Genomic DNA, 19,409 nt, shown 5'->3' on the forward strand with positions numbered 1-19,409 from the left:
ATGCCGCGGTGAGTGCCCAGGCGGCAAAGTGGGTAGGTGAAAACCTATGCGCGTGGCGACCTTCAACATCCTGCACGGCCGCACGATCGGGGACGGTGTCGACGTTGCGCGCCTGCGTGATTGCGTGCGCCGTCTCGATCCGGACGTGCTCAGCCTGCAGGAGGTCGACTGCGATCAGCCACGCTCCGAGCGGGCCGACCTGACCGCCGCGGCGGCCGAGGCCATGGGCGCGGTCGAGCACCGGTTCGTGGCGGCGATTTCCGGTACCCCGGGCGCGACCTGGATGGCCGCCACCGGCCGGGAACAACCCGGGACAGCCGCGTACGGAATCGCCCTGCTGTCCCGATACCCCGTGGCCAGTTGGCAGGTGTTGCGACTGCCCCGCATCCCGATGCGGTTTCCGATGTACCTGCCCGGCCCCAACCGGGTGATGATCGTCGACGAGGAGCCGCGGGCGGCGGTCATCGCGCAGCTGCGCACCCCGATGGGCGGGCTGACGGTGGCCAACACGCATTTGTCCTTCGTTCCGGGCTGGAACAGGCGCCAGCTGCTGCGGGTGATTCATGACCTGCGCGGCTTCCCCGGTCCACGGCTGCTGACCGGCGACCTGAACATGACGCCGAAAACCGTTGGCCGCTGGTCGGGTATGCGGGCCTTGGCCACCGCCGAAACGTTTCCCGCCGATAACCCCAACCGCCAGCTCGATCACATCTTGACCGACGATCCCCGGCTGTGCGGCGGAGCGGTCGACGCCAGCCCCATGCCGATTTCCGATCACCGACCGCTGGTGGTCGACCTCCAGCGAGTCTGAGCCCGCGGCGTCAGCACGGGCGATCGCCGGCCGATTTCATGGCACCCAGGACACGCTCGATGTCGTACGTCGACGGCGCCTCGCCGGTGACCCTGATGATCTCCACTCCGACGTCGGCGCTGTCGACCGGGTGACGCTGGGGCGCAACAAGTTTGCGGGCGATGGCCATGACCTCGTCGTCGGCCACCCGTCGCGGCAACAACGCCAGCAGCGGTGCGTACCCCGTGGCCGGGGCGAGCGGCGGGCAGCCCGCACGCAGAAACGCGACAACCCTGGACACCCGAGCTTGAAGGTTCATGTTCCACCTCGCTCATCCACCGCCCGCCCGCTCCAGCGGGACACGGCAGGGATAACCGGGCGCGGCGGTTTGAAACCGGGCCCGGACCCGCCCCGTCGAGCAAGCGGCTTACTGGTTTTTCTTCTGGCGCTCTTCGGCCGCGTCCGCGCCGGCCCGCGCCGACTCGGCTTCGGCTTCCTTCTTGCCCGCGTCGCGTTGGGCGTCGGCTTTGTCTTGCTGGGCCCGGCCCTCGTCGGCAAGGTCGTCACGGCCGAGCACGGCCCCGCCGACCTCCTTGGCCTTGCCCTTCACGCCCTCGACGGCGCCCTGCACCGCTTCCTGCGGCCCGCTCTTCTGGTCCCCCATGGGTCGACCTCCCTCTCGGTGGTGAGTGAGCTTGCGCTCGATGGCACCTAGGGCGTTCCCGCCGCACGCCTCGCCAAACGCCCCGCCGTCGCATCCACGCCCCACGTATCGGAGCGTCGATCGGTCGGTTTGAACGGGCTTTTACCGGGTAGTAGTACTAGCCGGCGGCGCGAAGGGGGGTGAAGGCGGTGACCACCATCGCCGTGATAGGGGCCACCGGCACGGCCGGGTCCCGCGTTGTCGCCCGGCTGAGGTCGCGCGACGTCGCGGTGGTCGAGATCTCACGCGAGCAGGGCGTCGATGTGTTCAGCGGGTTGGACCTGTGCGAGGCGCTCCAGGGGGTGGACGTCGCGATCGACGTGTCCGATCCGGTGCCGCCCGAGCCGTCCGACATCGGTCAATCTCTGGCCACCGCCTCGCACAACATCGTGGGCGCCTGTGCCATCCAGGAGGTGCACCGCCTGGTGGTGCCGACGATCGCGGGCATCGACGACCCGGAATTCGACGGCATCCCCTACTACGAAGGCAAACGGGCGGCGAAGAACATCGTGCTCGACGGCCCGGTGCCGACCACGATCGTGAAGTCCACCCAGTGGTATGAATGCGCCACCCACTGCGATGCGGTGAGCTGCGACGGTGACGAGGTGATCGTCGAGGACTGGCTGATTCAGCCGATCGCCGCCGACACCGTCGCCGACGTGCTCGTCGAGGCGGCGCTGGGACAGTCGCACACCCCGCGCACCATCACCGGCCCGCACCCCATTCGCCTGCCCGAACTGACATCGAAACTGCTTGCCCAGCAAGGCGATGGCCGGCAGGTGCGGACCGTGCGGCCCGCGGTGGCCGCGCTCGCCAACGGGGCGCTGTTGGCGTCCGGGCACGCGGTGGTCGTCGGTCCCGACGTCGACACGTGGCTGCGGACATTGGCGCCGAGCACCGACGGGCACCATGCGGCCGACGGCGAAAAACCCGGCGGGGCTTAGCTCACAGCAGCAGCGCACAACTGACGACGATCATCCCGCCGGTGACGAACGCGGCGTAGTCGTTGATGCTCCCGGTGTGGACGCGCCGCAGCCACCCCAGCGATCGCGCAACGCCGTCGCGCCGCAGCGCCAGCACCAGCAGCGCCACCCCGAGGATCAGCTCGATGGCGATGGTTCCCAACGTCTTGGGTTCGAAATAGCCAAATCCCACGCCGGGGTTCGGCAGCGTGACCGCCGACCCCAGGGCGCCCGCCGCATATCCGGCCGGGTCGAGCAGCCCGGCGGTAGCAGGGCCGGCGACGTGCGCGACGAACGGGCCGGCCAGCACGCCGAAGCCCAGGCAGCACGCGCTCAACATGATCAGGCTGGCCTTCATGCCCGGCCGGATCGGCTCCAAATGGGCGTATGCCCGGTTCCGGCGGCGGTAGAAGCCCAGGTATGCGGCGCGCCCCAGGGCGGCGACGGTCAGGACCTGCGCCAGCAGCGCACAGCCCAGCACGGCGGGCCGGTCGGACAAACCCTTGTGTATCAAGCCAAGTGAGGCATAGCCGTTCAGCGGCGGCAGGCCGGCGATCGACAACACCCCGACCGTGAACGCCGCGGTCAGCAGCGGACGCCGACGCGCCAGCCCGCCCATCTCGGAGAGCTTGGTCAGCCCGGTGGCGTGCACCACCGCGCCGGCGCACAGGAATAGCAGCGCCTTGAACAGTCCGTGGTTGACAAGGTGATAGACCGCACCCGCGACGCCGTCCGCGGTCCTGCTCGCGAATCCCGTTGTCAGGACTCCGGTTTGGGCGACGGTGTCCCAGGCCAGCAATCGCTTGAGGTCGTCTTGCAGCAACGCCATCGCCGCGCCGACCAGCGCCGAGGCCAGGCCGAGTCCGGTCAGCAGCGCCGGCAGCGACGGCAGGTTCACGAATACCTGCAGCCTGAGGCGGGCCAGCGCCACCACCCCGAGGTCGACCATCAGCGCCGAGAACAGCGCCGACACGGCGCCCGGGACGGGGGTGTGAGTGTCGGGCAGCCAGGCATGGAACGGCACCAGGCCGGCCTTGGTCGCGAAGCCCGCCACCAGAAACGCGACCGCGAGCAGCGTCGCCCTGGTGGCACCGGTGGCGACGGCGCCGTGCAGTTGCACGAAGTTCAGCGCCCCGGTCGCCGAGTAGAGCATCGCGCTGCCGATGAAAACCGAGAAGCCGGCGATGCTGGTGAGGACCAGGTTTTTGAAGGCGGCCTCCACCGCGATGGGGCGTTCCAGAAAGAAACCGGTCAGGCCGTAGCTGGCCAGCGCGGCCACCTCGAACCAGACGAACAGATTGACCGTGTCGGCGGTGAGCGCGGCCCCGATCAGCGCGGCCAACAGCAGCTGCACCAGGCAGGCCAGGCCACCCAGCTCTCGGCGGCCGAGGTCTCCGAGTTCGGAAAGCGCGCTGACCACCAACACGATGCCCACCCCGGCGGCCAGCGTGGCGAAGGTGAGCCCGAAAGGGTCTGCCACCAAGGCGATTCCGAGCGACGCGCCCCGCACCGGGTGTTCGTTGGACAGGAAGTGCGTCAACAGATGACCGGTACCGGCGAACACGCGCGCGGCGACGCCCAGCAGCACCGCCAGCGATGCGCTCAACGCGGTCACCGCCACCCACAGCGGCGCCCGCGGCGCCCGCCGGGCGGCCAGCGCGGCCAGCACCGCGCCGATCAGCGGGAGCACCACTGGCAACGGGAGCAGCTGCGCGGGCGTCGGCACCGGCTCAGCCCCGCAGCTCGGTCAGGTCCGCCGCGTCGACGCTGCGGTAGTGCTGGGCCACCCGGACCACCACCGTCAAGAACACCGCGGTGATGGCCACCCCGATGACCACCGCGGTGATGCAGAAGTTCTGCAGCACCGGATCTGCCACATTCCCGGCAACCAGGTCTTTTTGAGTGCGCCCGCCCGGCAGCCCGGCGAGCACCGGCGCGGTCGAGTCGTTGCGATAGGCCATCGACACCAGCAGCAGATAGGTCGAGGACTCCATCAGTGACAGGCCGAGGACGATTTTGATCAGGTTGCGGCGCGACGTCACCGCGAACAAACCGAGGCAGAACAACACCCCGGCGGCGACGTAGTTGGCGACGATCATGATTCGTCCTCGTCGGGTGTCCAGTCATGTCTCATGCCCAGCAACGCGAACACCGCGATCGTGATGCCGGTGGCCACCTCCACCAACTCGGCGGCCGAGATCACCTGCAGCGTGCCACCGGCGCGGATCGTCTGTTGGGGCGCCAGCGGAAGCCAATTGTCCAGGAATGAACCGGTCAGCCACATGCCCACCAGGCCAACCCCGACAATGGCTGCGGCGCCGGCCATTTCGGCGACCTCCAGCGTCGCCGGGCGCACCGCGGCGCGCACCGCGCGGTGCCCGAGCGCCGTATAGAGCAGGACGACGCAGCCCGCCAGCACCACCCCGGCGGGAAAACCGCCGCCGGGCGTGTAGCCCCACGCGGCCAGGTAGACCCCGGCGACCGCCAGGATGACCGCGGCGACGCGCGCGCCCACTCGCACCACCACCGTCATCGCGACCGCCCGCTCCGGGGCGGGCGCGCCCAGCGCGTCGTCGTCGGCGTGCTCGGGGGCGGGCTCCGGCTCGTCGCGGCGCTCTTGGTCTTCCGCCGCACGCGCCTGTGACTCCCGCCGGTCGGGGCCTTCGTCGGGGTCGGCCTTCTCCTGCTCGGCGCGCCCGGCGCTGGCTTCGCCGACGAACTCCGATCGCGGTTCGCGGCCCCGCGAGAGCAGCAGCACCGCGACGACGGCGGCCAGCAACAAGAACGTCTCGCCGAACGTGTCGAAGGCCCGGCTGCCGTAGACCACTTCGCTGACCGCCTCGGTGGTCCCCCACCGCGGCAGCGCGATCGCCATCGCGTGTCTTGCGATGTCCGGCAACGCGTTTGAACCGTCGGGCAAGGCCGTGAAGCCGACGGCCACCACGGCGGCGAAACCGCCGACCAGCAGCCCGCCCAGCCCCGCGCGATGCCACCCGGCCTCGCGCGGGGGTCGTCGATCAGTCATCGCGGGCACCACCATCGTCGAGGGCCTCGCCCAGCTCACCCCGGTCGAAAACGTCGGTGCGAATCTTCCCGATGGCGATCAGGTACAGGACCGGCTGGGCGATCGCGCCGACCGCGACCGTGGCGAGCGCGACGTCCGGCGCGGCCATGACCACGAACAGCGCGCCCAGCACGGTGCCCATCGCCGACAGGGCCATCACCGAACCGGTGATGCTGCGCAGGAACACCACCAGCACCGCGCAGCCGACGACCAGCGCCAGGCACAGATAGTCGACCGCCCACAGCGATGTCACCGGCCCGCTCCGGGCCCCTCGGGCTGGTCGATGACCGCGCCGTGCCACATCGGCACCCCGGTCTTGTACGCCGCCCGCGCCAACGCGTGCGCGGCGATCGGATTGACCAGCAGGAGCAACACGGCGACCAGCAGCGCCCTCGAGCCGTACTCGGTGAAAGGCCCTTTGGCCACCGCCAGACCGGCCAACAGCGGTAACGCGCCGGCGGTGATTGTCTTGGAGGAACACTGGATTCGCGTGTAGACGTCGGGCATGCGCAGGATGCCGATCGCCCCGCTCAGCGAAAAGAACACTCCCACAACGCATAAGACGATCACTAGTGCGTCGGTGACGACGGAGCTCACAGCAGACCCCGCTCCAGGTACCGCGCCCACACCAGCGCGCCGAGGTAACTGAACGAGGCCAGCCACAGCGCCACGTCCAGATAAATCGCGCGGTCGGCCACGGCGGCGTAGAACAACACCACCAGCGCGCACTGCGTGGAGATGGTGTTCAGCGCGACCACGCGATCCGACACCGACGGCCCCCGCGCCAGCCGAATCAGCAGGACGCACGCCACCAGCAGCTGCGCGATGCAGACCCCCGAAAGCACGCCGCTCATCCGCTTCTCCCGCCCCGAGACCGGCTCACCGCGATCACTCGGCTCTCCAGCGGCCCGTTCACCGATTCCCGCGCCGGGCCGCGCGGCACGGCCATCGCGTGATACTGCAACAGGTGCCGGCCGCGATCGAGGTCGACGAACTGGTTGTCCACGACCAGGGACGTCAGCAGGCCCGTCGCGGCGAGTTCCCCGTCGGAGCGCGCCTGGGTCGGCGCGATGATCATGCCCGAGCGCAGCGGCCGCGACGGCGACAAGATGCGGCGCGACAGCGACAGGTTGGCGGCCACGATGCGCGCCGCACAGGCGGCCGCGAGCGCCACCAATGCGGCGAGGCGGCGCGGCGCCAACGCCGACCACGGCCCGGCGACCGGGCCCAGCGGAGCGAAAGCGAACCCGCACCCCACCGCCACCACCAGGCCGACCAGCAGGTTTTCCACTGTCGGGGTCCAGGTCAGCAGGATCCACACCGCAAAAGCCCACGCCGTCAGCGCCACCACCCGCTGCGCACGCGCCGCAATGCCCACCCCGATGCCCACCTTTCGCCCTCGTATCGCGGGGACGGTCCGGGATACCCGTCGCACGGCATGATCAACCGTCCACGGTGGGTCGCACCCCGAATAACGATTGCGTCACGATCGACATCACGATTGGTTAAGAACGGGTGCGTTCTCTTAGAAATTTGCGGACCGCTTCACGGTTCGCTTAGCAAAGACGGCCGCGAGCGCCCTCAACGGCCCAAGCGCGCCCGATCGTTCGTCGTCAGCGAACATCGCCACTGTTTGCCTCCGCTACTTTGGATTTCGAGGATCGGGAGCCTCAGTCGAAAGAAATCCATTTCGTTTCGAAGGACAACAAACATCATGAAAATCAGCAGTATTGTCGCGCGCCGCCGAGTGGCCGGAGTCAGCGCCGGCTGCCTGCTCGGGGGGATGGCCATGGGCATCGTCGGCGCGCCGTCGGCTGCCGCGGCACCCGACTGCAGCCCCGCCGGTGTGAACTCCACCGTCTCCTCGGTGCAAGGATCCGCCGAGCAGTATCTGGCTGCGCACCCCGGGGCCAACCAGGTGGTGACGGCCGCCTATGGCCAGCCGCGCCCCGAGGCCGCATCGAGCCTGCGCAGCTACTTCACCGGGCACCCGCAGGAGTACTACGACCTGCGCGGCATCCTGGCGCCGATCGGCGAGACCGAACGGCAGTGCAATGTCACCGCCCTGCCGCCGTACCTGGAGTCGGCCTACCACGAGTTCATGGCCGGCTGATCCAGCCCACGAGACGACCCGCCACGACGTTGTGGCGGGTCGTTTCCGCGTTGACTCCCGAGCACCCGTGTGAACGGCTTTGCGGGCGGGTACTTCTGGCGAATATCGGTGCGGGCGGCGAACGGGAGTGGAGGGCCGATGATGCGACTGCGTCGCAGCGTGCTGAGCAAGCCGGGAATCGCGCGCAAGCGTCGCGGAAAGGGCTTCTCCTACTACGAGCCGGGCGGCAAGCCGGTTTCCGATCCGGAAACCCTGCAGCGCATCAAGGATCTGGTCATCCCGCCGGCGTGGAAGAAGGTGTGGATCTCGCCGCATCCGAACGGCCACATCCAGGCCGTCGGCGTCGACGCCGCCGGGCGCCGGCAGTACCTCTACCACTCCGCGTGGCAGGCCGAACGCGCCGAGGAGAAGTTCGACCGGGTGCTGGAACTTTCGACGCGGCTTCCCGCGTGCCGCGCCGAGATCGCCAAAGACCTTGCGCGCCACGGCTTGACCCGCAAGCGCGTGCTGGCGCTCGCGCTGCGGCTGCTCGACCGCGGTTACTTCCGCGCCGGCGGCGAGCAATACGCCGAGGAGCACGAGTCCTACGGGTTGTCCACCCTGCTATGTGAGCATGTGGTTGTCCGGCGTGACGCCGTCGAATTCGACTTTCCGGCCAAGAGCGGGGTTCGGCGCACCGTGGAAATCGAGGACCCCGACGTGGTCCGCGCGGTGCGTGCGCTGATGCGCAGGCCCGACCGCACCGAGCGATTGCTGGTGTGCCGCAACTCTTCCGGGTGGATCGATGTGCGCGCCGATGACCTCAACGCCCGATTCAAGGAGCTGGCCGGCGACGACTACACCGTCAAGGACCTGCGAACGTGGCACGGGACGGTGCTGGCGGCCGCGGCCTTCGCCGACGCCGACCCGGCGGTATCGGGCCGGGTGGCCAAGCGCGTCGAGGCCGCCGTGATGAAAGAGGTCGCCGAGGAGCTGGGCAACACGCCCGCGGTGGCGCGCGGTTCCTACGTGGATCCCCGCGTCGTCACCGGCTATGAGCAGGGTCTGACCATCGCCGCGGCGGCGCGCCGCGCCGAGCGCGCCAAATCGCCCGACCTGGCGCAGGAGATTCTGGACAAGGCCACCCGAATGCTGATCCGGCGCGTGGCCAAGGCCGACAGCGCCAACGGATCGTCCGGCCTGCGCAAGACGGCATGAACGATTCCCCACCGTCAGCTGTTAACTCGCTGTGAGTCCGCCGGCCGGACCGTGAAGGGGAATAACAACCCTCTTTGCGGGTAACCCGGCACGTGTGGGAAGTGCCAAAGCCGCCCATGCGCGGTCGCCTGCCGTAGTCACGCCTGCCTGCAGGTGGTTCAACCAACAGCCACACACGCCCACCCGCCAGCACTGAAGAACCGTCTGCCCAGGAGGGAACAACATGTCCAAACAAGAGGTCTCCGACTACCTGCTGGAACGGTTGCGGGCGTGGGGCGTCGAGCACGTGTTCGGCTACCCGGGCGACGGCATCAACGGCCTGCTCGCCGCGTGGGGCCGGGCGGACAACAAGCCCCAGTTCATTCAGTCGCGCCACGAGGAGATGAGCGCCTTCGAGGCGGTCGGCTACGCGAAGTTCACCGGCCGAGTGGGCGTCTGCGCGGCGACATCGGGCCCTGGCGCGGTCCACCTGCTCAACGGCCTCTACGACGCCAAACTCGACCATGTCCCGGTGGTGGCGATCGTCGGTCAAACCAACCGCAGCGCCATGGGCGGCAACTACCAGCAGGAGGTCGACCTGCTGAACCTGTTCAAGGACGTCGCCAGCGACTACGTCCAAATGGTCACCGTCCCCGAGCAATTGCCCAACGTGCTGGACCGCGCGATCCGCATCGCGATGACCCAGCGGGCGCCGACGGCGTTGATCATCCCCAGCGACGTCCAGGAGCTGCCGTACTCGCCGCCCGAGCACGCGTTCAAGATGGTGCCCTCCAGCCTGGGCATCGAGTACCCGGACATCGCCCCCGACGACGCCGCCATCGCGCGCGCCGCCGACGTCCTCAACGCCGGCAAGAAGGTCGCCATGCTGGTGGGCACCGGGGCGCGCGGGGCCCACGAAGAGCTGGCCGAGGTCGCCGACCTGCTCGGCGCTGGCGCGGCCAAGGCGCTGTTGGGCAAGGACGTCCTTTCGGACGAATTGCCTTGGGTCACAGGATCGATCGGGCTGCTGGGAACGCGTCCGAGCTACGAGCTGATGATGGGCTGCGACACGCTGCTCACCGTCGGATCCAGTTTCCCCTACACGCAGTTCTTGCCGCAGTTCGACCAGTGCCGGGCGGTGCAGATCGACATCGACGGGCGAATGATCGGGATGCGCTACCCGTACGAGGTCAACCTGGTCGCCGACGCGAAATCTGCACTGCGCGCACTGATTCCGCACCTGCGCCGCAAGGAGGACCGGTCGTGGCGCGAAGGCGTCGAGAAGAACGTGGCGCGCTGGTGGGAGACGATGGATAAGGAAGCCATGGTCAGCGCCGACCCGATCAACCCCATGCGGCTGTTCTCCGAGCTGTCCCCCCAGCTGCCCGAGAACGCCATCGTCACAGCCGATTCCGGCTCATCGGCCAACTGGTACGCGCGCAACCTGCGCTTCCGCGGCAACATGCGCGGCTCGCTGTCGGGGACGCTGGCGACGATGGGCCCCGGGGTTCCCTACGGCATCGGCGCGAAATTCGGCCACCCGGACCGGCCGGTCATCGTGTTCGCGGGCGACGGCGCCATGCAGATGAACGGCATGGCCGAGCTGATCACGATCAAGCGCTACTGGAGCGAGTGGAAAGACCCCCGCCTGATCATCGCGATCCTGCACAACAACGACCTCAACCAGGTGACCTGGGAGATGCGTGCGATGGCCGGCGCCCCGAAATTCGCGGAGTCCCAAAACCTTCCTGACGTCGACTTCGCCGCGTTCGCGGCCAGCCTGGGCCTGAACGCCATGGCGATCAAGGATCCGGACGAATTATCCGACGCGTGGCGCAATGCCTTGTCGGCCGACCGCCCCACCGTGCTGGACGTCTTCACCGATCCCGACATGCCGCCCATCCCGCCGCACGCCACCTGGGAGCAGTTCAAGTCGGCCACCACCGCGGTGTTGTCCGGTGACGAGGACCGTGTGGGCTTCGTCAAGGTTGGCCTGAAAACCAAGATGCAGGAGTTCATGCCGCACAAGAAGAGCTGACCGGGCCGGGTCAGCCGAGCGACTACGCCAGCCCGGAGCGGGCGATGCGCAGGTCGTCGACGAACGACTGGTAGACCTCGTCGCGGCGGTCGCTGCGGTCGCGCAACACCGACGACGGGTGCACGGTCGCCACCACGATGGGCTCGGGCGTCCTTGCGATGTCGACGGACGCCGGGAGCTTCAGCTCCCGGCCCCGCTGCTCGGAAACCCGAAAGGTGGTGCCCAGCAACGATTGTGCGGCCGTTGCCCCCAGGCACACGATGACCTCGGGCTGCACGGCCTCGATTTCGGCGATCAGCCAGGGCCGGCAGGCGACGACCTCGGTGCGGCCGGGCTTTTGGTGGATGCGCCGTTTGCCGCCCTTGCGGGTGAACTTGAAATGCTTGACGGCGTTGGTCTGATAGGTGAGCACCGGGTCGATGCCGGCGTCTTCGAGCGCCCGGGCGAGCAGTCGGCCCGCCGGCCCGACGAACGGCTCACCGGCGCGGTCCTCCTGGTCACCGGGCTGCTCGCCCACCAACATGATCGGCGCCCCGGGATGCCCGTTGCCGAACACGGTTTGGGTGGCATCTTCGAAAAGCGCACAGCCGTGGCATGTTTCGGCCGCGCTGCGCAGCGCGTCGATGTCCCGCTCCTCGGGGAGATAGCGGTCGGCGCCGGGGGCCTTCGCGGTGGCTGTCATGAGAATGTGGCGGCGTGGGTACCCCCGCTCCCCCACCGAGCGGGGGTACCCAGCCTCGGGTGGCTCGTCAGCCCTTGCCCACGATGGCGTCGCGGGCACGGTCGAGCATCGCGGCGAACGGGCCCGCGGCCAGGTTGGCCACCTGTGATTCCACACCGGCGTGGGGCCGGGTGGGCGCGATGGCTTCGGCGAGCTGCGCGGCGCGGCCCATCCGTTCCAGCTCGTCGGCGCTCAATTCCTCGCCCAGCTTGGCGAATTCGTCGTGCTCCTCGTGCTCGGCGTGGTCGATCACCGCGTCGCGCAGCTTGGTCAACTCGCGGGTGAATTCCTCGCTGTCGACGTCGAGCTTTTCCAGCCGCTGCAGCACGGTCTTGGCCTCGTGCTCTTCGTGCAGCCGCTTGTCGACCACGGTGGTGCCATTGGCGATCTTGCGCTTGGCCCGCGGGTGAACGATTTCCTCCTCCGCGGTCTCGTGCACGGCGAGCAGCCGCCGAAGCTCGACGAAGGCCTTCTCCCGCGCTTCTCCGGACGCCGCCAGGGTGTCGGCGAACATCGCCTTGATCTGCTCGTGCTGACTGACGAGAAAGTCGACCACGTCGGTGGGCGACGTGATGGCGCGTGCCATGGTGTCCCTCCCATCTCCCTTGGTTCGACGCGCAGGGCTGTTGCGCGCTCACCGAAGCGGCTACCCGGCGAAATCGGCCATCAAACGGGTGTGGGCGCGCCCGGGTGGGGTATGTGTCCCTGGTCGTGGGCTACATTTCGGGCAGGTTCGGCCGCGAAGGAGGCACGGCGTGACCAACCCCCAGGACCCGTATTGGCAGAACCCGCTGAGTTACGACCCACTCGGCCGGGTCCCCCCGATCGAGCCGATGGAGCCGATCGAACCGCCGGCGGAACCGCCCGGGATCCCGCCGCCGCCCGCACCCCCGCCGTACCGCCCGGCCGTCAACACCCTCGCGACGCTGTCACTGGTGTTCGCGTTCGTGTTCGCTCCCGCCGGAGCGGTTCTGGGGCACCTCGGGTTGGCGCGGATCCGGCGCACCGGCGAACTCGGCCGCGACCGCGCCCTGGTCGGGGTGACGCTGTCGTACGTGTTCATCCTGTTGGCGGTCGTCGCGCTGGCCGGATGGGCGACGCTGGGCGGGTCCACGTCGTCGCACCGGACGGCCCACGACGCGACCACGTCGGCCGGACCGCCGCCCCCGACCGTCCCACCGGACACGATCACCACGCTGCTGCCCGGATTGGACGCGCTGCGGAACATCACCTCCGACGCGAACCTCGAGGTCGGTCCGACGTGGAACAGCCCCGGCCGCTCGGCGCAGGACGGCAGCATCGACCGCCCGGAATGCTGGGGAAGCATCGCCGCGGGCAGCCCGGACGCCTACACCCCGGGCTCCTTCACCGGGTATCACGCCGGCGAATTCACCGACACGCGCAGCATGTTCAAGTCGATCCAAGTCATCCAGGGCGTGGCGGCTTTCCGCGATCCGGCCGGGGCGCAGTCCCAACTGGACACGCTGCTGTCCGGATGGCGCCAGTGCGGCGGCTCGACCGTCACCGTGACGGCTTCGGGTGGGCAGCCGATCAAGATGGCGGTGAGCGCTCCCGCCGACGCCGGCAACGGCATCACCACATTGGACTTGACGCCCAAGGGAATACAGGTGCGCTCGGCGCGAGCGGTCGCGGCCAAGGCCAACGTCGTCCTCGACCTGAACGTGTCGGCCAGCGGCACCACGGACAGCGAGCGCCCGCGGCTGGCCGCGGTCACCATCGCCAACTACATCCTCGGCAAGATCCCGGGCTGAGCGGCAGGCAAGGTCAACTGTTCACGCGTGGCGACCCGCCGCGCTTGCGATCGCCACCGGCTCACGCGCGGCGACCCGCCGCGCCCGGCTCCGCCGCGCTTGCGATCGCCACCGGCTCACGCGCGGCGACCCGCCGCGCCCGGCTCCGCCGCGCTTGCGATCGCCACTAGGCTGACCGGATGAAATACGTCGACGTCGACGGGGTCGGACGGGTCAGCCGGATCGGCTTGGGCACCTGGCAGTTCGGCTCGCGCGAATGGGGTTACGGCGACAGCTACGCCGCCGGCGCCGCGGGCGACATCGTGCGGCGCGCGCGAGCCCTGGGGGTGACGCTGTTCGACACCGCCGAGGTCTACTGGTTGGGCAAGAGCGAGCGGATCCTGGGCGAGGCGCTCGGCGACGAACGCGCCGAGGTGGCGGTGGCCAGCAAGATCATGCCGGTCGCTCCCTTCCCCGCCGTCGTCAGGCAACGCGCGCGAGCCAGCGCCCGGCGGCTGGGACTGGACCGCATCCCGCTGTACCAGATCCACCAGCCCAACCCGGTGGTGCCGGACTCGGTGATCATGCCGGGGATGCGGGACCTGCTGGACCGCGGGACGATCGGCGCGGCGGGCGTCTCGAACTATTCGCTGCAGCGATGGCAGAAGGCCGATACCGCGCTGGGCCGGCCGGTGATCAGCAACCAGGTGCATTTCTCGCTCGCCTATCCGAAGGCACTCAAGAACCTGGTGCCGTTCGCCGAACGGGAGAACCGCATCGTGATCGCCTACAGCCCGCTGGAGCAGGGGCTGCTGGGCGGCAAGTACGGCGTCGCCAACCGCCCCGGCGGCGTTCGCGCGATGAACTCGTTGTTCGGCACCGAGAACCTGCGCCGCGTCGAGCCGCTGCTGCAGTTGTTGCGCGACGTCGCAACGCAACTCGGCGCCAAGCCGGCACAGGTGGCGCTGGCCTGGCTGATCAGCCACCCGGGCGTGGTGGCCATCCCCGGCGCGTCCAGCGTCGAGCAGCTCGAGTTCAACGTCGCAGCCGCCGACATCGAGCTGCCGACCGAATCCCGTGACGCGCTCACCGAGGCGGCGCTGGCGTTCCGGCCGACGTCGGCGGCGCGCTTCCTCACCGACCTCGCGCGCGAGAAACTCGGCCGCCGCTAGGACTGGTTGGCCTCGGCGAACGCGGCCGGGCTGGCCGGCGCGCCGCGCGCGACCACGAGCGGCATCGACGTCGAGGCGTTGGTGCGCAGGATGGTGTGCACGACGTCGATCAGGTCGTCAACCGGCATCAATTTGCCGGGCATGCAGCCGCGCGACGACCACAGCGGAACCGCCTTCATGGCGAGGTCCATATCCCAGTCGGCGTTCATTCCGGTTGCCGCGTCGCCCTCGCCGCCCGCGCACTCCCCGACGATCAGGTTGGTGAAGCCGACGTCGGAGTGTTCGGCCCGCCACGCCTCCACGAGCCGTTCCAGGGCGGCCTTGCTGACGCCGTACGCGCCCAGGCCCGGCCACGGCGGTCCGAAGGTACCCGCATCGGAGGACAGGTACACCGCCTTGCCGGCCGACGCGGTCAAGTGCGGCATCGCCGCGGCCGTCACCAACGATGCGCCGATCACATTGGTGTCGAAGATGCGCCGCCACGTGTCGGCGTCGGTGTCCACCATGCGCACGAGCGGCCCGACGGCGGGTGTGTAGACGAGGTTGTCGATCCCGCCGAGGGCGTCGACGGCCCGACCGATCGCCGCCCGGCAGGACGCCTCGTCGGTGACGTCGCATTCGATGGCGGTCGCGTTCGGGCCGGCCTCCTTGGCCGCGGCCTCGATGCGCTGCAGACGCCGGGCAAGCAACGCGACCTGATCGCCGCGCTGCGCGAGACCGACCCCGATGCAACGCCCCAGCCCACTCGAGGCGCCGACCACCACTGTCCTTGACATATTCGCCCTCTCTTGTAACGCGAGACGCTGTCGCCAGAAACCTACCGGATGCGACTCGTCCGTTGGCGATCACTCGCTACTTAAGTCGCCACGACGGCGTTCCGGTCGCCTGACTTGGCCCGGTACATGGCCTCATCCGCGCGCGCGGTGACCGCGTCGACGGACTCGGCGGGAAGGGCGAGCGTGGCACCGATGCTCAAGGTCGCGCCTATCGTGTTGCCGGAAACGTGGATGGGTTCGGCGACGCGCCGGCGAATCTTCTCGGCGATCTGAGCGAGCTCGTCGGCGCTGCGGACGCCGGGCAACAGGATCAGCATTTCGTCCCCGCCCGTGCGCCCCACGGTGTCCTCGCGGCGGACGCTCGCCCGGATCCGCGCCGCGACGGTCGCCAGCACGACGTCGCCCGTCCCGTGTCCCCACCGGTCGTTGATCGCCTTGAAGTGGTCGACGTCGCAGAACAGCACGCCCACATGCGTTTCGGGGGGCGCGGTTGCCGCAGCGCGGCGTCCAGGCGGGCCATGGCCTCGGCCCGGTTCACCAGGCCGGTGAGGGTGTCGAACCGTGCCAACCGTTCCAACTGTTGTTCCGCCTCGACCTGATCGTCGACCACCCGCAACGCCGCGATCAGCCCATCGGTGTTGCCCTGGGCATCGGTGTAGGGCTTCCCGTGACCGTCGACCCAGTGGTATTCGCCGTCGAGGGAACACACCCGGAAACGTTGGAGCACCTGTTCGCCCCCCGCGATGCGGCGCAGGGCGGTTTGGAGTTTGTCGCGGTCCTCGGGGTGGATGCGGCGGGCGAAATCCGGGCCCGTCCACCTCGACAGCGGGCCGCCCAGCGCGGGTTCCACCGACGGGGAGATCCACGCGACCCCGCCGCCGCGAAAGTGCACGATGATGTCGACGGCGTTGTCCGCGAGGATGCGATATCGCGTCTCGGCCTCGGCGCGTTGCTTGCTGGCCAGCTCCTTGGCGATCAGCAGGTGCTGCTCGCGCTGGCTGAAGTAGAAGGTCACCGCGCCGACGACCGCGGTTCCCAACAGGATCGAGAAGGTCCACTGCGCGTTGGCGTCCGGGCCGAGCTCCAAAAAGATCGGCCTCACCACGGCCACGACGAGCGGAAAGCCGGCCAGGATCGCGAGCAACCGGACCAGCGAGGACCGGTCGGGCCGCGCGAGCAGCCACGCGAGCGGAAACCGGTCAACGCGCGCCAGCGACGTGGCCGCGACGAGCAGCAACAGGACCGCCGCCGTCAGGAACGCCTGGCCCTTTGACGGCGAGACCCCCACCAGCGCCAGCGCGTCGAACAGGTAGGCCCCGGCCGTGACGAACGGGATGGCAGCGCTCGCCGCCAGGCACAGCGGCCAGACCGCGCGGGTGCACCGATCCACCCGGATCAGCGCGACGGCGGTCGCCAACGGCAGGGCCGACAACGCGGTCTGAACGCTCGGGCGCCCCGGCCACGACCACTCGCGCATGCCGACGGCCTCACCGAACCAGATCCTGTCCACCGTGAACGAGCCGAGGCTCGCGTACTCCGCGAGCACGAGGACGGCGAAGGCGGCCGCGGCCGCGGCCAAACACCGTCCGGCCCATCGGCGCTCGCGCGAGGGACTCCCCCATTGCAGCAGGATCGCCGCGCCCAGCGCGGCCAGCCACAGCGCGGTCCACGGCATCATCTGCGGCCAGGTCGGATAGATCCGCGTCAAGCGCTCGATGCCGGCCGTCCAGCCCACCCACGTCAGCGCTGCGACCACGAGCACCAACAGCGCGGCGGCCCGCCCAGAGGTGTTCATCGCCGATTCCAGTCGCGCGTCAGGACCGGGCCTGTCCATCGGCTGTCCCTCTCGTTCCCGGCGCTCGGCGCGCAGCATCAATGCCGCCGCCGAAAAAATTAGCCGATGTGGCTTGTCGGCGAGAGCGATTCACCCGATCCGGGGAACGGGGCGGTCGTCGGGGACTAGCTCGACGGGAGTCCCTGCAGCACCACGGCGGTGTGGGCCTCCACGTTGAGGGTGCCTCCGCCGGGCACCTCGTCGGCGGGGGTGGTCTCGTCGGGCCCGGTGTACACCACGACCTGCCAGGCGGCACCGAATTCCTTTGGCGGAAGGGTGAATTCGATCGGTTCGTGGTGGGCGTTGAAGCACAGCAGGAACGAATCGTCCAGCACCCGTTGGCCCCGCTCGTCGCGGCCGGGGATGCCGTGGCCGTTGAGGAACACCGCGACGGACTTGGCGAAGCCCGCGCCCCAGTCCTCGTCGCTCATCTCCGTGCCGTCGGGAGTGAACCAGGCGATGTCGGGCAGCCCGCCCTGGCCGCGGCGGCCCACCGGCTTTCCGGAAAAGAACCGGCGCCGCCGGAACACCGGATGCTCGGCACGCAGCGCCGACACCGTGCGGGTGAACTCCAGCAGGCCCGCGTCGGCGTTGGCCCAATCGATCCACGTGAGCTCGTTGTCCTGGCAATAGCCGTTGTTGTTGCCGTTTTGGGTGCGCCCGAGTTCGTCGCCGTGACAGATCATCGGCACACCCTGCGACAACAGCAGCGTGGTCAGGAAGTTGCGCTGCTGTCGGGCGCGCAGCGCCTTGACGGCCTCATCGTCGGTGGGCCCTTCGGCGCCGCAGTTCCAGGACCGGTTGTGGCTTTCCCCGTCGTTGTTGTCCTCGCCGTTGGCCTCGTTGTGCTTCTCGTTGTAGGACACCAGGTCGCGCAGCGTGAACCCGTCGTGGGCGATGACGAAGTTGATCGATGCCACCGGGCGGCGCGCGGTGTGCTCGTAGAGGTCGGCCGATCCGGAGAGCCGGTAGGCGAATTCGTCGAGGGTGGCCGGCTCGCCGCGCCAGAAGTCGCGGACGGTGTCGCGGTACTTGCCGTTCCATTCCGTCCACTGCGGCGGAAAGTTGCCCACCTGATAGCCGCCCGGCCCGACGTCCCACGGTTCGGCGATCAGCTTGACCTGGCTGACGGTCGGATCCTGTTGCACGAGTTCGAAAAACGTCGACAGCCGGTCCACGTCGTAGAACTCGCGGGCCAGCGTCGAGGCCAGGTCGAAGCGGAAGCCATCGACGTGCATCTCGGTCACCCAGTAGCGCAGGGAATCCATGATCAGCTGCAGCGAGTGCGGATGCCCGACGTTGAGGCTGTTGCCCGTGCCGGTGTAGTCCATGTAGTACTGCTTGTCGTCGTCGACCAGCCGGTAGTAGGCGGCGTTGTCGATGCCGCGCATCGACAACGTGGGGCCGAGGTGGTTGCCCTCGGCCGTGTGGTTGTAGACCACGTCGAGGATGACCTCGATGCCGGCCTCGTGCAGCGACCGCACCATGGCCTTGAATTCCTGGACCTGGCCGCCGGGCGTGGTGGCGCTGGAGTACTTGAAGTCGGGCGCAAAGAATCCGATTGTGTTGTAACCCCAGTAGTTGGACAGGCCCTTGTCGACCAGGGTGGAGTCGTTGGCGAAGTGGTGCACCGGCATCAGTTCGATGGCCGTGATGCCCAGACTCTTGAGGTGCTCGATGATCACCGGGTGTGCCACCGCGGCGTAGGTGCCGCGCAGCTGCTCGGGAACGTCCGGGTGGGTCTGGGTCAGGCCCTTGACGTGCGCCTCGTAGATGACGGTGTCGGCGTAGTGGCGGTCCGGCGGGCGGTCGTTGCCCCAGTCGAAGTAGGGGCTGATCACGACCGACTTGGGCATGCTCTGCGCCGAGTCGTCGTCGTTGCGGCTGTCGGGGTCGCCGAAGTTGTAGCTGAACAACGATTGGTTCCACTCGAACGAGCCGTCGATGGCTTTGGAGTACGGGTCCACCAGCAGCTTGTTCGGGTTGCATCGGTGCCCGGCCTGCGGGTCGTACGGGCCGTGCACGCGGTAGCCGTAGCGCTGCCCCGGTTCGATGTTGGGGATGTAGGCGTGCCAGATGAAGCCGTCGACCTCGGGCAAGGGGATGCGGCTCTCGGTGCCCTCGGCGTCGAACAGGCACAGCTCCACCCGCTCGGCCACCTCGCTGAACAAGGCGAAGTTGGTGCCCGCGCCGTCATACGTCGCACCCAGCGGGTAGGCCCTGCCCGGCCACACCTCACCGGTGGGCGTGGGGGCGGCGACCTCTGTGGGAGTCATGGGGCACTCAATACCCGGCCGACGCGGCGGTCA

At 69.0% G+C, this 19,409-nt stretch carries 21 protein-coding genes and 1 pseudogene; 7 read left to right on the forward strand and 15 right to left on the reverse strand.

All coding sequences use genetic code 11. From position 1 onward, the window contains the following. Window positions 1–46 precede the first annotated feature (46 nt). Window positions 47–811, forward strand: a complete 765-nt coding sequence (locus tag P6281_RS19910) for an endonuclease/exonuclease/phosphatase family protein (protein WP_014385594.1) — start codon at window positions 47–49, stop codon at window positions 809–811. Window positions 812–821: 10 nt separating this feature from the next. Here P6281_RS19910 and P6281_RS19915 read toward each other — a convergent pair whose 3' ends face one another. Both P6281_RS19915 and mbp1 read right to left on the reverse strand, forming a co-directional pair. Next, the gene (locus P6281_RS19915; protein ID WP_041785158.1) at window positions 822–1,109 is read right to left on the reverse strand and encodes a DUF3349 domain-containing protein; all 288 of its coding nucleotides are present in this window, start codon (window positions 1,107–1,109) and stop codon (window positions 822–824) included. A gap of 108 nt (window positions 1,110–1,217) precedes the next feature. Continuing rightward, entirely contained in the window at window positions 1,218–1,454 is a 237-nt protein-coding gene (gene mbp1, locus P6281_RS19920) for a microaggregate-binding protein 1 (RefSeq protein WP_008259513.1), read from the reverse strand. 179 nt (window positions 1,455–1,633) lie between these two features. On the opposite strand from mbp1, the gene P6281_RS19925 reads away from it, so the two are divergent. Beyond that, window positions 1,634–2,437, forward strand: coding sequence for an SDR family oxidoreductase (locus tag P6281_RS19925; protein WP_009957448.1), 804 nt, complete (start codon window positions 1,634–1,636; stop codon window positions 2,435–2,437). A gap of 1 nt (window position 2,438) precedes the next feature. Here P6281_RS19925 and P6281_RS19930 read toward each other — a convergent pair whose 3' ends face one another. The 7 genes from P6281_RS19930 to P6281_RS19960 are packed head-to-tail and all read right to left on the reverse strand — an operon-like array spanning window position 2,439 to window position 6,909. Further along, window positions 2,439–4,181 carry a complex I subunit 5 family protein gene (locus tag P6281_RS19930; RefSeq protein ID WP_324738492.1) on the reverse strand — a complete coding sequence of 581 codons (1,743 nt, stop codon included), beginning with the start codon at window positions 4,179–4,181 and terminating at the stop codon, window positions 2,439–2,441. A gap of 4 nt (window positions 4,182–4,185) precedes the next feature. Continuing rightward, window positions 4,186–4,554: a sodium:proton antiporter gene (locus tag P6281_RS19935; protein WP_014380866.1), complete on the reverse strand. Its 369-nt coding sequence runs from the start codon at window positions 4,552–4,554 to the stop codon at window positions 4,186–4,188. Further along, a complete protein-coding gene (locus P6281_RS19940; protein WP_089152100.1) occupies window positions 4,551–5,495 on the reverse strand; it encodes an MnhB domain-containing protein in 945 nt (314 codons plus the stop codon). Before P6281_RS19940 ends, P6281_RS19935 begins: the two co-directional genes overlap by 4 nt. Beyond that, complete coding sequence (locus P6281_RS19945) at window positions 5,473–5,772, reverse strand: Na(+)/H(+) antiporter subunit B (protein WP_014383119.1); 300 nt, start codon at window positions 5,770–5,772, stop codon at window positions 5,473–5,475. Before P6281_RS19945 ends, P6281_RS19940 begins: the two co-directional genes overlap by 23 nt. Continuing rightward, window positions 5,769–6,116 (reverse strand): monovalent cation/H(+) antiporter subunit G, encoded by a 348-nt coding sequence (gene mnhG, locus P6281_RS19950; RefSeq protein ID WP_014712192.1) that lies wholly within the window; start codon window positions 6,114–6,116, stop codon window positions 5,769–5,771. Before mnhG ends, P6281_RS19945 begins: the two co-directional genes overlap by 4 nt. Further along, complete coding sequence (locus tag P6281_RS19955) at window positions 6,113–6,373, reverse strand: monovalent cation/H+ antiporter complex subunit F (protein WP_014383120.1); 261 nt, start codon at window positions 6,371–6,373, stop codon at window positions 6,113–6,115. Before P6281_RS19955 ends, mnhG begins: the two co-directional genes overlap by 4 nt. Beyond that, window positions 6,370–6,909, reverse strand: a complete 540-nt coding sequence (locus P6281_RS19960) for a Na+/H+ antiporter subunit E (protein ID WP_014942762.1) — start codon at window positions 6,907–6,909, stop codon at window positions 6,370–6,372. Before P6281_RS19960 ends, P6281_RS19955 begins: the two co-directional genes overlap by 4 nt. Before the next feature lie 324 nt (window positions 6,910–7,233). Between P6281_RS19960 and P6281_RS19965 the strand changes: the two genes are divergently transcribed. The 3 genes from P6281_RS19965 (at window position 7,234) to P6281_RS19975 (ending at window position 10,846) form a co-directional block, all read left to right on the forward strand. Continuing rightward, a complete protein-coding gene (locus P6281_RS19965; RefSeq protein WP_008259529.1) occupies window positions 7,234–7,632 on the forward strand; it encodes a heme-binding protein in 399 nt (132 codons plus the stop codon). Window positions 7,633–7,773: 141 nt separating this feature from the next. Continuing rightward, entirely contained in the window at window positions 7,774–8,829 is a 1,056-nt protein-coding gene (locus P6281_RS19970; RefSeq protein WP_041298260.1) for a DNA topoisomerase IB, read from the forward strand. Window positions 8,830–9,052: 223 nt separating this feature from the next. Further along, on the forward strand, window positions 9,053–10,846 hold the full coding sequence (locus tag P6281_RS19975; protein WP_009956826.1) for a thiamine pyrophosphate-requiring protein: 1,794 nt from the start codon (window positions 9,053–9,055) through the stop codon (window positions 10,844–10,846). Window positions 10,847–10,868: 22 nt separating this feature from the next. Here P6281_RS19975 and P6281_RS19980 read toward each other — a convergent pair whose 3' ends face one another. Together P6281_RS19980 and P6281_RS19985 are read right to left on the reverse strand one after the other, a co-directional pair. Beyond that, on the reverse strand, window positions 10,869–11,528 hold the full coding sequence (locus P6281_RS19980; RefSeq protein ID WP_008259535.1) for a UdgX family uracil-DNA binding protein: 660 nt from the start codon (window positions 11,526–11,528) through the stop codon (window positions 10,869–10,871). A 67-nt stretch (window positions 11,529–11,595) separates the two neighbouring features. Beyond that, a complete protein-coding gene (locus tag P6281_RS19985) occupies window positions 11,596–12,153 on the reverse strand; it encodes a hemerythrin domain-containing protein (protein ID WP_014380870.1) in 558 nt (185 codons plus the stop codon). Window positions 12,154–12,322: 169 nt separating this feature from the next. Between P6281_RS19985 and P6281_RS19990 the strand changes: the two genes are divergently transcribed. Together P6281_RS19990 and P6281_RS19995 are read left to right on the forward strand one after the other, a co-directional pair. Next, window positions 12,323–13,339 (forward strand): sensor domain-containing protein, encoded by a 1,017-nt coding sequence (locus P6281_RS19990; RefSeq protein ID WP_014383122.1) that lies wholly within the window; start codon window positions 12,323–12,325, stop codon window positions 13,337–13,339. Window positions 13,340–13,518: 179 nt separating this feature from the next. Further along, window positions 13,519–14,490, forward strand: a complete 972-nt coding sequence (locus P6281_RS19995; protein ID WP_324738493.1) for an aldo/keto reductase — start codon at window positions 13,519–13,521, stop codon at window positions 14,488–14,490. Here the strand turns inward: P6281_RS19995 and P6281_RS20000 are convergent. From P6281_RS20000 to glgX, 4 genes and pseudogenes are all read right to left on the reverse strand, one after another. Beyond that, on the reverse strand, window positions 14,487–15,254 hold the full coding sequence (locus tag P6281_RS20000; protein WP_008259541.1) for an SDR family oxidoreductase: 768 nt from the start codon (window positions 15,252–15,254) through the stop codon (window positions 14,487–14,489). The two genes, P6281_RS19995 and P6281_RS20000, sit on opposite strands and share 4 nt — an antisense overlap. Window positions 15,255–15,346: 92 nt before the next feature. After that, the gene (locus P6281_RS20005) at window positions 15,347–15,973 is read right to left on the reverse strand and encodes a GGDEF domain-containing protein (protein ID WP_324738980.1); all 627 of its coding nucleotides are present in this window, start codon (window positions 15,971–15,973) and stop codon (window positions 15,347–15,349) included. Next, a pseudogene (locus tag P6281_RS20010) lies at window positions 15,901–17,139 on the reverse strand (PAS domain-containing protein); the annotation flags it as partial. The pseudogene P6281_RS20010 and the gene P6281_RS20005, both read right to left, overlap by 73 nt. Window positions 17,140–17,225: 86 nt before the next feature. After that, window positions 17,226–19,376, reverse strand: a complete 2,151-nt coding sequence (gene glgX, locus P6281_RS20015) for a glycogen debranching protein GlgX (RefSeq protein ID WP_324738494.1) — start codon at window positions 19,374–19,376, stop codon at window positions 17,226–17,228. Window positions 19,377–19,409: the final 33 nt, after the last annotated feature.

It is taken from the genome of Mycobacterium sp. 5-140-3-2 (assembly GCF_035666375.1).
GTDB classification, from domain to species: Bacteria; Actinomycetota; Actinomycetes; order Mycobacteriales; family Mycobacteriaceae; genus Mycobacterium; species Mycobacterium intracellulare.

Coding starts and splice junctions, on each gene's coding strand:
- P6281_RS19995 (WP_324738493.1), top strand. CDS start 13,519: ATGAAATACGTCGACGTCGACGGGGTCGGACGGGTCAGCCGGATCGGC.
- glgX (WP_324738494.1), bottom strand. CDS start 19,376: ATGACTCCCACAGAGGTCGCCGCCCCCACGCCCACCGGTGAGGTGTGG.
- P6281_RS19965 (WP_008259529.1), top strand. CDS start 7,234: ATGAAAATCAGCAGTATTGTCGCGCGCCGCCGAGTGGCCGGAGTCAGC.
- P6281_RS19975 (WP_009956826.1), top strand. CDS start 9,053: ATGTCCAAACAAGAGGTCTCCGACTACCTGCTGGAACGGTTGCGGGCG.
- mbp1 (WP_008259513.1), bottom strand. CDS start 1,454: ATGGGGGACCAGAAGAGCGGGCCGCAGGAAGCGGTGCAGGGCGCCGTC.
- P6281_RS19970 (WP_041298260.1), top strand. CDS start 7,774: ATGCGACTGCGTCGCAGCGTGCTGAGCAAGCCGGGAATCGCGCGCAAG.
- P6281_RS19910 (WP_014385594.1), top strand. CDS start 47: ATGCGCGTGGCGACCTTCAACATCCTGCACGGCCGCACGATCGGGGAC.
- P6281_RS19940 (WP_089152100.1), bottom strand. CDS start 5,495: ATGGTGGTGCCCGCGATGACTGATCGACGACCCCCGCGCGAGGCCGGG.
- P6281_RS19955 (WP_014383120.1), bottom strand. CDS start 6,373: ATGAGCGGCGTGCTTTCGGGGGTCTGCATCGCGCAGCTGCTGGTGGCG.
- P6281_RS19985 (WP_014380870.1), bottom strand. CDS start 12,153: ATGGCACGCGCCATCACGTCGCCCACCGACGTGGTCGACTTTCTCGTC.
- P6281_RS19915 (WP_041785158.1), bottom strand. CDS start 1,109: ATGAACCTTCAAGCTCGGGTGTCCAGGGTTGTCGCGTTTCTGCGTGCG.
- P6281_RS19935 (WP_014380866.1), bottom strand. CDS start 4,554: ATGATCGTCGCCAACTACGTCGCCGCCGGGGTGTTGTTCTGCCTCGGT.
- P6281_RS19980 (WP_008259535.1), bottom strand. CDS start 11,528: ATGACAGCCACCGCGAAGGCCCCCGGCGCCGACCGCTATCTCCCCGAG.